The 11,846-nt window shown below is 39.6% G+C and carries 13 protein-coding genes; 6 read left to right on the top strand and 7 right to left on the bottom strand.

The window, feature by feature from the left end; genetic code table 11:
* Positions 1-14: 14 nt before the first annotated feature.
* Positions 15-482 carry a GNAT family N-acetyltransferase gene (locus LG329_RS09540; protein WP_404450587.1) on the top strand — a complete coding sequence of 156 codons (468 nt, stop codon included), beginning with the start codon at positions 15-17 and terminating at the stop codon, positions 480-482.
* 105 nt (positions 483-587) lie between these two features.
* On the opposite strand, the gene LG329_RS09535 is transcribed toward LG329_RS09540, so the two are convergent.
* Positions 588-1,271, bottom strand: coding sequence for a hypothetical protein (locus LG329_RS09535; protein WP_404456524.1), 684 nt, complete (start codon positions 1,269-1,271; stop codon positions 588-590).
* Between the two features lie 726 nt (positions 1,272-1,997).
* Here LG329_RS09535 and LG329_RS09530 point away from each other — a divergent pair.
* Complete coding sequence (locus LG329_RS09530; RefSeq protein ID WP_404450586.1) at positions 1,998-2,576, top strand: GNAT family N-acetyltransferase; 579 nt, start codon at positions 1,998-2,000, stop codon at positions 2,574-2,576.
* A 183-nt stretch (positions 2,577-2,759) separates the two neighbouring features.
* On the opposite strand, the gene LG329_RS09525 is transcribed toward LG329_RS09530, so the two are convergent.
* A complete protein-coding gene (locus LG329_RS09525) occupies positions 2,760-2,921 on the bottom strand; it encodes a hypothetical protein (RefSeq protein ID WP_404450585.1) in 162 nt (53 codons plus the stop codon).
* Between the two features lie 131 nt (positions 2,922-3,052).
* On the opposite strand from LG329_RS09525, the gene LG329_RS09520 reads away from it, so the two are divergent.
* Entirely contained in the window at positions 3,053-3,808 is a 756-nt protein-coding gene (locus tag LG329_RS09520; RefSeq protein WP_404450584.1) for a hypothetical protein, read from the top strand.
* Positions 3,809-3,901: 93 nt separating this feature from the next.
* Here the strand turns inward: LG329_RS09520 and LG329_RS09515 are convergent, their stop codons facing one another.
* Complete coding sequence (locus LG329_RS09515) at positions 3,902-4,798, bottom strand: TetR/AcrR family transcriptional regulator (protein WP_404450582.1); 897 nt, start codon at positions 4,796-4,798, stop codon at positions 3,902-3,904.
* A gap of 164 nt (positions 4,799-4,962) precedes the next feature.
* Here LG329_RS09515 and LG329_RS09510 point away from each other — a divergent pair, with 164 nt between their 5' ends.
* A complete protein-coding gene (locus LG329_RS09510; protein ID WP_404450581.1) occupies positions 4,963-6,477 on the top strand; it encodes a DHA2 family efflux MFS transporter permease subunit in 1,515 nt (504 codons plus the stop codon).
* 56 nt (positions 6,478-6,533) lie between these two features.
* Here LG329_RS09510 and LG329_RS09505 read toward each other — a convergent pair whose 3' ends face one another.
* From LG329_RS09505 to LG329_RS09490, 4 genes are all read right to left on the bottom strand, one after another.
* Entirely contained in the window at positions 6,534-7,013 is a 480-nt protein-coding gene (locus LG329_RS09505) for a thioesterase family protein (protein WP_404450580.1), read from the bottom strand.
* A gap of 271 nt (positions 7,014-7,284) precedes the next feature.
* A complete protein-coding gene (locus tag LG329_RS09500; protein ID WP_404450579.1) occupies positions 7,285-8,253 on the bottom strand; it encodes an L-carnitine dehydrogenase in 969 nt (322 codons plus the stop codon).
* A 2-nt stretch (positions 8,254-8,255) separates the two neighbouring features.
* On the bottom strand, positions 8,256-9,149 hold the full coding sequence (locus LG329_RS09495; protein ID WP_404450578.1) for a 3-keto-5-aminohexanoate cleavage protein: 894 nt from the start codon (positions 9,147-9,149) through the stop codon (positions 8,256-8,258).
* A gap of 56 nt (positions 9,150-9,205) precedes the next feature.
* Positions 9,206-9,757 carry a GbsR/MarR family transcriptional regulator gene (locus LG329_RS09490; RefSeq protein WP_404450577.1) on the bottom strand — a complete coding sequence of 184 codons (552 nt, stop codon included), beginning with the start codon at positions 9,755-9,757 and terminating at the stop codon, positions 9,206-9,208.
* A gap of 272 nt (positions 9,758-10,029) precedes the next feature.
* Between LG329_RS09490 and LG329_RS09485 the strand changes: the two genes are divergently transcribed.
* Both LG329_RS09485 and LG329_RS09480 read left to right on the top strand, forming a co-directional pair.
* Positions 10,030-11,175, top strand: a complete 1,146-nt coding sequence (locus LG329_RS09485; protein WP_404450576.1) for a betaine/proline/choline family ABC transporter ATP-binding protein — start codon at positions 10,030-10,032, stop codon at positions 11,173-11,175.
* Positions 11,176-11,190: 15 nt separating this feature from the next.
* Complete coding sequence (locus LG329_RS09480; RefSeq protein WP_404450575.1) at positions 11,191-11,844, top strand: ABC transporter permease; 654 nt, start codon at positions 11,191-11,193, stop codon at positions 11,842-11,844.
* Positions 11,845-11,846: the final 2 nt, after the last annotated feature.

The raw sequence follows: 11,846 nt of genomic DNA, 5'->3' as shown, positions 1-11,846 counted from the left end.
AGGGGGTTAGTATGATGTCTGAAATAGAACTTATAAAAATAAACTCAGAAAACTGGCGAGAAGCTTTAGCGCTATCTGTACATGTTGAGCAACAAGAATTTGTTGCTTCTGTTACACCTCCTGTCGCTATTGCACTTGCTAAGGCCTATATCAGACCAGATGGTAGAGTAGTTGAGCCATATGGTATTTATAATGAAAAGCAGATGGTAGGCTTCTTCAATCTGCATTATGCACCTGAAAGCAAAGAAGACTATTGGCTTTTCCATTTTTTCATTGATAAAGGATTTCAGAGAAGTGGAATAGGTTCCAAAGCGTTAAATGAGTTATTTAAGCATATTAAACAAACTCATCCTTCTTGTCATCGACTTCGTTTAACTGTTCATCCCGAAAATGATGCGGGAAAATTATTTTATATAAAGTTAGGATTTAAAGATGATAGTATCCTAACTTTTGGTGAACCTACTTATTCCAAATATATTTAGGTTTCTACTGAAAAGTTATCCAGTATAACTGTTGCTTTAGTTAAATAAGTAATTGAAAATAAATATAAGAAATGGCTCAGTGGAATAACTAAGCCATTTCATTTTTTATATGAGATCTTCTAATCCAGTCATCGTATCCATGTTGCTCGCGATCATGGCGATGATTGTGCTAGCTTCTTCTTTTGTAAAGGAGAATTCACTTTCGTCTTTGTATAGCTCCCCATCTTCTGCCCAAACCCGGTTGACCCTTCTGAGAACGCCATCACCATTATTGGTGACTATCCCAAATTGATAGGTGACCTCAACTTCATCCTCTATCTGGAAAGCGGTGACTTCAGGCGTTTCCCATTCAACAACAATTTCCTCAAGGGTGTGTTCCTCATCTAAAGCTTCACCGATGTAATATTCCTCCCCGTCATCTTCTATAACATATTCCGCTTCGGTACTGTTCTCATCTACATAGTACACTTCACTTTCGCCGTTCATAAAATCATGAAAGCTTTCATGGACAGCATCAATCACATCATTACTTTCAGCTAGAATAATTCTTGCTGGCTGTTCGAGATCCAAATCAAAACTTTCTAAGTAAAACTCTTCATTATATGGATCAAAAAGGATGGTGCAGAAGAAATCCCTTTCGTCGTCTTCCGTCTCGACAAAAAAATCGATTCGTGGATGTTTTGTACTCTGATCGATAGTCATATGACCGATTTGGTCGTATTTTTCACAAATCGATTTCAGATTATCTTGAAGCTCACCAGTTACTCTGTTAAACCATTCCATGGACATGTAGTTACCGCCCTTCCTATTTTTTCGTTTCATTCTATTCTTTCCCAATACCATCCATTTAACCCAGTTTTTCGTTTTTCGAAAGGCTCTTTTCGTAAAGATTGTTGCTTTTGAGAGAATAGATATAAACTGTGACGTAACTGCTGGTTGATTTCCGCTGCGGACCGTTGCTTTCCGCGGGCACGGCTTCAGCCTCCTCGCGGAAGCCCACGAGGCTACTGAAAAAGTTAAATATAATACTAAATATGTGGATCTACCATCGCATATTCGAATATACTTCGCTTTCCGCGGGCGAGTGTCAAGCCTCCTCGGACTGCCGTCCTGCGGGGTCTCGCCGATCTCTTACTTCCCGCAGGAGTCTCCGTATATTCGAAATGCTAAGTTAAGGTGTAAAGTTAAATTTTTAAAATCCACCACTTTTTCAGTGGCCTCGAAGCCCACCGCTGCGGGGTCTTCAGACTCGTGCTGTTCCCGCAGGAGTCAACGGTCCTCCACTCCAATCAACTGCCATAATAGTGAAAGGAGCTATATAGTACTGCTTCAAGACACCATTTTTCCGCAGCGGTACGCTATGACGCAATATATCAACTATGAAGATGATATAGCAACAATGCGTACGAAAAGAGCTTTACGAAAAAGCCTTTTGAAAAATGACATATCCAACGGGACATAAATGATACACTACAAGTAATAGAAATAAGTGAAAAACTAACTGGAGGAACCCGTATGTCAATTGAAGCTATTTTCACCACTATACCTAGGTTAGTAACGGAAAATTACATGCTAAGAGGTATAACACTAGATGATGCAGCAGAATTATTTTCTTTTGTTAGTGATAAGGAAACGATGAAGTTTATTACACCGCATCCGGTTCAGACAGGAGCGGAGATGCTGGAGATAGTCCATATGCAGCTGGAACGCTATGATGATCGAAAGGAAATTCCATGGGTAATCGTGAATAATAAGAATGGCGAAATTGTTGGTCAATTTCATTTGCACAAATTAAATTTGTGGCATAAGAAGGCTGAATTGGGTGTTATCATTCGTAAGGAATATCAAAATAATGGTGTAATGACTGAAATTCTTCGGCCGATTCTCGCTTTTGGTTTCGAGACTCTTGGGTTGAACCGCATAGTAGGTGATACTTTTGCCGGCAATACGGGATCGGAAAAGATTTTGAAAAAGTATGGGTTTACGAAAGAAGGCGTGATGCGGCAAACTGATTTTGACGGTGAAATGTTTCATGATACGGTTGTATTTTCGATGCTCAGGTCGGAGTATGCAGCTCAATTAAAACAAGGGTAAATACCCTTGTTTTAATTAACTATCTAGAGTAAAGTCTGTCTAGCTCCAGCACCCAGCGCCTAGTGGACTTCCCTCACCTCCGTACGATAAGTTAACATCGGTTCGCTTAAGCTCACCGTGTTTCCTTTATCTCCTTCGGTTCAGTCCAGTCCATACGGCACTTAACGGGCGCTTACGCTTTTCTTAATCATGATGGGTCCAGGTTGTTTCCTGATTACTAACTGGACATGCTGGAAATTCCTCTTTTTCATTTAATGTTGCTTTTTTTCCGGACTGACATAAGTATTCCCCAGTCATTGGTACACCTTGACCAGTTCTATATTCACGATATTCCTTGTCCGCCATTCTCTACACCTCTACTTTCAACTTAGATAATTTTAGTTTCCGCTGTTATTAAACTTTTCATTCATTTAATCCCCACATTGGGAAATGCTAGGTAATAGTGCATAAAAATTACATCAAGAAGGGATGTTTACATGATGAAGAAAGGTTTATTTGTAGTACTTAGCTTAGTATTAACCCTCGGAATTAGCGTTCCATCTGCTTTTGCTGATTCTGATAATGATCAGGTATCGAAATCTGATCAGGGTCGTAGCATTATAGACGATAAACATAGGCAAAATCCTGGCTTTTATAAGCATGAAACATTGATAATGCTGCAGGCAAAGGAACTGGGAATCGAAACAGAGGGTAAAGACCTTCGCGCAATAGCTAACGAAGTGTCTGAAGCTAAAATAAAACAAGCCGCAAAAGAATTAGGCATTAATACAGAAGGAAAAACGGTTAAAGAGATTGCAAAGGAAGTGCACCATGCTAAGGTAAAGGAAAAAGCAGTGGAACTAGGCATTAAAACAGAGGGAAAAAAGCCTAAAGATTTAGCAAAGGAAGTCTATGAAGCAATGTTAAAGCAACAGGCTGATGAGTTAGGGATCCAAGCAAAGGGTAAGGAATTTAAGGAATTAAGAAAAGAAGTCTTTCAAAGAATTATTAGGAATGAAGCAGATTCATTGGGTATTAAAACAAAAGGCAAAGACACACATGAATTAGTGAAAGAGATTCATAAAAAGAAAATTATACAATCAGCTGAAAAATTAGGGATTGATACGAAAAACAAAAGTGCAAAACAATTATTTAATGAGATAGTTACCAATCATTATGATAAGGCAAAAGAACTTAAGCTATTCCCATTTGAAGAAAAGAAAAACAAATTTTATTTCGGTTACCACCATTAGAAATATCCCCGGCACATTGCCGGGGATATTTATTTTGCTTCTGAAGAAGGTTACAGGAAAGTAATAAAGAAAAACTTCGCATGCCAAGTTATTCTAATGCTTATTTTCTTCAATATGATCAATTATTCCCCATACCATTTTAGAAATGCTTCTAACTTCATAATCATAGGTTGAGTGTTTAAAAGCATGTTCTAGCGATATAAGTATACTTTCCAATAAAAAGGTACGGGGCTCATCTGCCTGCAATTCAGTTAATACGAACTGAATATAATCAGTCTTTTTGGTCTCCTCGTGACCGACTTTTTCAGCAAGACTTTTTAACTGCTCTACTGTCTTTCTTTTCGTTTCAGAAACATCTATTGTGTCACAATCGATTGCCTGAGTGAGCCAACTTTCTGGGAAAAAGACTTCCTTACTTTGTATTTGTTCATTAATCATTGCCTTTACTCGCGCAAGTGCATATTGGATAATCTTTTCGGTTTCGATTTCTGTTGTTGAGCCTAGCTTCCAAACATGCATGATATGATGTACGATACCGACCAGCATCACTGCATGGTCAAGGGTATATCGTTTAGCGGTAGGTGGGTATATATCTTCAAGTCTTTTTGTAATCCACCTGAGTTCCTTGTTATGTTGCTCTTTCATAAAGGCCTTCAACTCAATGTCATCTGAGAATGAAACAGATTCGAAAACGACAAGTAAATGATGTTGGCGGTTCATGTTCATACGTACGGCCATTTGATCGACAAAGACCTGTTCGTCGTCGTTTTCCTTACCCTGGGCTAGTTCCCTCCGTTTTTGATCGACTTCTTCTTTTACGAATTCTAAAATTGCCAGCAAGCATTCATTTTTCGAATTGAAATAATTATAGAAAGTCCCTTTTGCAATGTGGGCTTTATTTAAAATATCTTGAATTGAAGTTAATGCGAATCCTTTTTCGATAAATAATTGATGTGCAGCATCGATTATTTGTTTCTTTTTTTTATTCATATTTTCCCCTTTTGTAATCATAGTCTATTTTAATTATATGATACCAACGCTTATACATCAATGTTTTTAAATAAAATTAAAATTTTTATTGCATTTTTTAGACCGTTGGTATAAAATACTTGAGTGGTTTATTAATTTTAAATTTGAAAGTAGGTCTGATAAACATGCCAAACGCAAATGAGAGTCTAAAAAAACCCCCTTATGGCATGATTGCAATATTATTTATTGGGGCATTTGTTGCTATTTTAAATGAGACATTGTTAAACGTTGCACTTCCAGCAATTATGGAGGAATTTGATGTAAAGGCAACAGCTGTGCAATGGCTTTCCACAGGATATATGCTCATTAATGGAATTTTAATACCAGCGAGCGCTTTCTTTATCCAGCGCTTTTCAGATAAAAAGTTATTTATTGTGGCAATGAGTCTGTTTAGTGCAGGAACATTGCTAGCAAGTCTGGCACCTACTTTTGGTGTTTTACTTGCTGCTAGAATGATTCAAGCATCTGGATCTGCGATTATGATGCCGCTTTTAATGAATGTAATGCTGACAGCTTTTCCAGTAGAGAAAAGGGGTTCAGCAATGGGTTTATTTGGGCTTGTGATGATTACAGCACCAGCAATTGGACCAACACTTTCTGGGTGGCTTATTGAGCATTACAGCTGGAGAATGTTGTTCGATATAGTGTTGCCGATTGCTTTGATAACACTCGCGCTTTCTATCTTTAAGCTGAAAGATCTTACGCCACAACGGGCAATTAAACTGGATGTCTTCTCACTAATTCTATCGAGTATTGGTTTTGGTGGACTGTTATATGGATTTAGTTCGGCTGGAGAAAAAGGATGGGATAGCCCGGTCGTATATGGAACGATTATCATTGGTGCACTAGCTTTAATTACCTTTGTATTACGCCAACTGCGGCTGGAGGATCCAATGTTGGAATTTCGGATTTATAAACATCCAATGTTTGCACTATCATCCGCAATATCCATTGTTATTGCGGTTGCAATGTTCTCGGCAATGATATTGATGCCAATTTATGTTCAAACGCTTCGTGGCATTTCACCGATGGATTCTGGCTTATTGATGCTTCCAGGGGCGATTGTGATGGGGATTATGTCACCCCTTACTGGGAAACTTTTTGATAAGTATGGGGCAAGAACTCTTGCAGTAATTGGTTTGACAATTACCGTTATTACATCCTATTACTTCAGTCAAATCACTATGGATACGCCATATTCCAGTCTAGTAATCTTGTACACATTTCGTATGTTAGGGATGTCGATGGTGATGATGCCAGTTATGACAAATGGTTTAAATCAGCTACCAGCGAAAGATAACCCTCACGGTACAGCGATGAACAACACACTACAACAGGTATCTGGTGCAATCGGTTCTGCTTTGTTAATTACGGTTATGAATAATCGTACAGAATCGAAAGCGAAGGACCTAGCTTCGGATGCTTTGGCAAATGCGGATGCACAAGCGGCTGCTGAAATGAAACAACAAATTATGAATCAAGCGATGTTGCATGGAATAAACTTTACGTTTTTCGTTTCGACACTGATTGCCTGCGTTGCGTTAATCTTAGCGTTCTTCCTTAAAAGGGTGAAGCCGCCTCAAGAGGAAAAACCAGAAGAGCACCAACCGGTCAGAACCGCTGAAACTGCAGCGGAGTAATAAAATAATGTACAATAAAAACCATGAGGATGGTCACCACCCTCATGGTTTTTGCTTTAGCCCTTTTTTCGTATGCCAATTTTTCTTCCTGCTTCATCAGGTGTTGGGTAATTTTCTTGGACTTTTGCCAGGTTCGACACTTTTGAGTCAATGGTCGAAGGAAAAGGAGCAGGGCGTCCTTCCTTCATGTCCATTCCCATTAGCATTTGCTCACTAGTTGCTAGGCGTTTTCCTTCGTTGTTTTCCATAACGAAAAATACGTGCAATCGTTTTGCATCATAATCCAGTATTTGTACGGTTACCTGAAGCGGTTCGCCTTCATGTGCTTCAGCCAAGTAGCACAAATGTGTTTCTAACGTATAGATGGTATAATTCTGCTGATTCCGGAAGTTTTCGTCAATACCAACTTCAATCATAAACTGGTCAACAGCGAGACTGAATACCCGGGAATATTCTGTGTCGTTCATATGTCCATTATAGTCGACCCACTCGGGGCGGACGTGTTCTTTCATTAGTACGTTATCTTTTGATGACATTGGAGTACTCCCTTCTGATTTTCAATCGGCGGATATAATGTTAGATTGGCCGATATATTTTGGTTTTGGCGGTTATATTTCAATATTGGCAGTTATATTTTAGAAATGGCAGTTATATTTTCAAAACGGCCGATATATTTGTAGAACGGCAGTTATAGCTGCGAATTGGCGGATAAAGCACTTCGGCTAGGGCCAGGTTTTCCGCCCGATAACTCAGAAATGTGATATGCGTGTTCATTAGATATAAATAGGACCGGGCGCCCGGTCCTATTTATATTTTTCCGTTTAAATTTGCTGCTGGCCAATATTTTTCAAGCAACTGTTGAAGTTCTATTAAAAAATTGTCGCGACGTTGTTCTAATTCAGTAATGGTGTGGCCTTCCGTTTGTTGTTCACAGCCTTCAACAACGCGTTCGGTTAATTCGTCGGTTAGTTCTGGAGCAACGAGTTTTGTCCATGGTAGCTTTAATGCCGGTCCGAATTGTTCAAGCATGTGTCGCATACCTTGTTCGCCACCTGCTAGGTGAAGCGTTAGAAATGGTCCCATTAATGCCCAACGTAAACCTGGTCCGTAGACAATGGAGGCATCAATTTCTTCTGTTGTAGCAATACCATCATTAACGAGATGTAAAGATTCGCGCCAGATTGCTTCCATCAGCCTGTCAGCCACATGGCCTTCAATTTCCTTAGATATGATAAGCGGCTTCATGTTCACTGATGTATAAAAAGCCTCTGCTTTTTTAATATTCTCTGGTGCAGTATGTTTACCACCAACAAGTTCCACAAGTGGTACAAGGTATACAGGGTTGAACGGGTGTGCAACAATAACACGTTCTGGATGTGCACAGTCAGCTTGTAGTGTGCTTGGCATGATTCCGGAAGTACTGGATGCTATTATGGCTTCTGGTTTCGCTAAGCGGTCAATGTCTGCTAGCAATTTCCGTTTCAACTCTTCCCGTTCCGGTGCATTTTCTTGAATTAAGTCTGCGTCTGCAACAGCACTTTCAAGGTTTGAGTCAAAATGTAGAAGATCCTTTGTGGCTCCATCAGATAAGCCTTGTTTCTCTAGTGCGGGCCATGCATTGTCTATTGCTGCACGCATTTTTGTTTCCGCATCTGGAGCAGGGTCAGTTGCTGTTACTTCATAGCCTTGGGACAAAAAGCGGGCAATCCAGCCATTTCCGATAACACCTGTACCCACAACGGTAACGCGTTGGATGGTATTTTTTGTTTCACTCATAATTAATCAGCCTTTCCATGTGGATTTCTTAACCCTAGTTGTGCGCGAGCTTCTTGTGGTGTCATTGGCTCAGATCCAAGGCTTTCGATAATGGATACAGCTTTTTCAACAAGCTGGCCATTTGTTGCTAATACCCCTTTTTTCAAATAAAGGTTGTCTTCTAATCCGACACGAACATGTCCACCAAGAAGAATGGACTGTGCTACAACTGGCATTTGCATACGTCCGATTCCGAATGCTGCCCAATTAGCATTCTCTGGAAGTTTGTCACGCATATAAAGCATGGTTTCTGCGTCGGCTTCTGCACCCCATGGGATGCCTAGGCAAAATTGAAACATTGGGTCCCCGTCAATGAGACCTTCATTTATTAGCTGTTTAGCGAAGCGGATTTGTCCAGTGTCAAAACACTCTAATTCCGGCTTTACGCCACTTTGTTGAATAAGGCGCGCTTGTTTGCGTAACCAATCAGTCGGGCTAATGTATATTTGTTCACCAAAATTAACGCTTCCGCAATCGAGTGTACATATTTCTGGTAATAATTTGCCAACTGGTTCATGGCGTTGTTCGGGAGTCTGGATGTCTGTACCTGGGCCACCTGTTGTAGGGTCTTCGTTACTAGGAATCCAGTCGCCTCCACCACCGGCTGTGATATTAAGAACGACATCTGTATCGGATTCGCGTACCCTTTCCACTACCTCCTGGAATAACTCTGGGTCATGGCTGAGCTCTCCAGTTTTCGGATCGCGGACATGTATATGGGCTATTGTTGCCCCGGCTTTCGCTGCTTCAATTGCTGAATCTGCAATTTCCTTTGGTGTAACTGGAACGTGTGGACTTTTATCCGTAGTAGCTCCAGCACCTGTAATTGCACAAGATATGATGACTTTTTTTTGCATGATAACTCCTCCTTGTGTATCTTCTAATCTAGGAAGTACGTATTATAGATAATTTATTATTTATTTACCTGATCCTCACGAATTGGTACGTGTTTAAAAACCTCGCCACTTTCAAAAAACTCGGTAAGGCGATTGATCCAGTCATAGTAATCCAGCCAAATGCGCGTTTCCTTAAGTAATTCATTTACTTTTTCTTCGGCTTCCTCATTTAATGTTCCGTCTATATTAGCTAGTTCTCGTTGAAGCTTTTGCTCGAACATTTTGCTTTTATTTATAGCTTTGCGCCAGTTAGATGTAAATAGTGATATAAAGGTTTGATAATAATCACGCTCAACGTTGTACATGTCTTTACGTACACCTTTTTCAAAAACCTTTTCTGCAATATTGAGATCTAACATTTCACGCACAACCTGGCTCATTCGGGTTTTACTCATTCCAATACTCTCTGATAATTCATCAAGAGTCATCGGTTTTCTGTTCATATAAATAGTCCCGAGTACACGTCCAACGGTTGTTGAAATCCCAAATGTATGCATGTTCTCCGCGATTTTTTCTACAAATTGTTCTTCAATTTTTCTTGTTTGGTCGAACGGTTTTTCTTCTTCCATTTCTTTCATCCTTTCGACTATCTAACTTTATAGAAACAATGTAACACAACTGGTTAAAAAATGGAAAACTAGCATAGTAAAGTATTTCAAAGTAATCTAGGGGAATTTTAAGCAAATCAAATATAAACTTTATACAATAAAAAGTTTATAAACTTTATGGATTATATGTACAATATATAAGGTTTTTATTTTATGTAATTTAATCTATACTTTTATTTAGTGTTACCAAAAAGATGTAACGTATAAAAAATAAATTTGGAGGTGTCTTTCACTTGCTGAAATTCGATCACGTATCAAAAGTGTATGATGGAGGAAAAAAAGCCGTTGATGATATGACCCTGGAGGTAGATAAAGGGGAATTTGTTGTTTTTATCGGACCAAGTGGTTGCGGGAAAACAACAACAATGAAAATGATTAATCGTTTAATAGAACCTTCAGAAGGAAGCATTCATATAGAAGGAGAGAACATTTTAGAAAAGGATTTGGTGCAGCTGAGACGCGAAATTGGCTATGTTATTCAGCAAATTGGACTGTTTCCACATATGACGATTCAGGAAAACATATCACTTGTACCGAAACTTTTGAAATGGCCGGAAGGTAAACGTATAAAACGCGCAGAAGAGTTACTGCGACTTGTAGACATGGAAAAAGAGTATTTGAATCGCTATCCACATGAACTAAGTGGGGGACAACAGCAACGTATTGGTGTATTACGTGCACTTGCTGCAGATCCACCCCTTATTTTAATGGACGAGCCATTCGGTGCACTTGATCCGATAACAAGAGACGCATTACAGGAAGAGTTTAAAAAGTTGCAACAATCACTAGGGAAAACAATTGTGTTTGTTACACACGATATGGATGAAGCTTTAAAGCTGGCTGATCGAATTGTGATTATGCGAGACGGGGAGCTAGTTCAAGTCGGTACACCTGAAGAAATATTGCGAAATCCAGCTAATGATTTTGTTGAAGAGTTTATTGGTAAAGAGCGCTTAGTACAGGCGAGACCAAACATTCAAACCGTTGAACAGATTATGAGTGCTGATCCAGCAACAGTTACAGAGGACAAGTCATTATCAGATGCCATTCAAATAATGAAACAGCGCAGGGTAGACTCGTTACTTGTTGTTAATGGTCAAGGTGTGTTAAAAGGTTACATTGATATTGAAATCATTGATCAAAATCGTAAGAAGGCAGCACAAGTCGGTGATGTGCTGGATTCAGAATTATATACGGTTCCAGAAGGGACTTTACTTCGTGATACAATCCATAAAATTTTGAGAAGAGGCATGAAATACGTACCTGTTGTTGATGAAAAACATCGTCTCAAAGGTATTGTGACCAGAGCGAGTCTTGCGGATGTTGTATATGACTCTATTTGGGGAGAAGAAGATAATATTCATACAGTAAGTGTATAGGAAGGAGAAAAGGATATGGATCAGATTATACAATTTATAACCAATAACAGCGACCAATTGTTAGTGAAAATATGGGAACATTTTTATATCTCACTTACTGCGGTTGTCCTTGGTGTGCTCGTTGCGATCCCACTTGGAGTGGCGCTTACACGTGTCCCAAAGGTTGCAGGGTTTGTAATAGGGACAGTCGGAGTCGTTCAAACCTTTCCGAGCCTTGCAATTCTTGCCTTTTTCATCCCAGTTCTCGGTGTTGGTAAAATTCCCGCTATTGCGGCATTATTTTTCTATTCGATGCTACCAATGTTGAGGAACACGTTTACAGGTATCAACGGTGTCAATAAAAGCTTATTGGAAGCGGGGCGTGGAATGGGAATGAACGTCTGGCAGCGTATTATCACGGTTGAAATACCATTAGCAATCCCAGTTATTATGGCTGGAATTCGTGTATCAACGGTTTACTTAATTGGCTGGGCAACCCTTGCCTCGTTTATCGGTGCTGGTGGTTTAGGTGACTATATATTTAACGGAATGAACCTATATCGACCAGATCTAATAATTGTAGGTGCTGTACCAGTTACGTTGTTAGCATTAATTACGGACTTGCTTCTTGGACGCCTTGAGAAACGAGCGACGCCAAAAGGTATTAGAGATTCGCAGGAAGCTATATAGAA

The organism is Virgibacillus necropolis (assembly GCF_044793635.1).
GTDB classification, from domain to species: domain Bacteria; phylum Bacillota; class Bacilli; order Bacillales; family Amphibacillaceae; genus Virgibacillus_F; species Virgibacillus_F necropolis_A.
The sequence above is the reverse complement of the archived record's forward strand: the minus strand, read 5'-3'. Positions and strand labels throughout refer to the sequence as shown.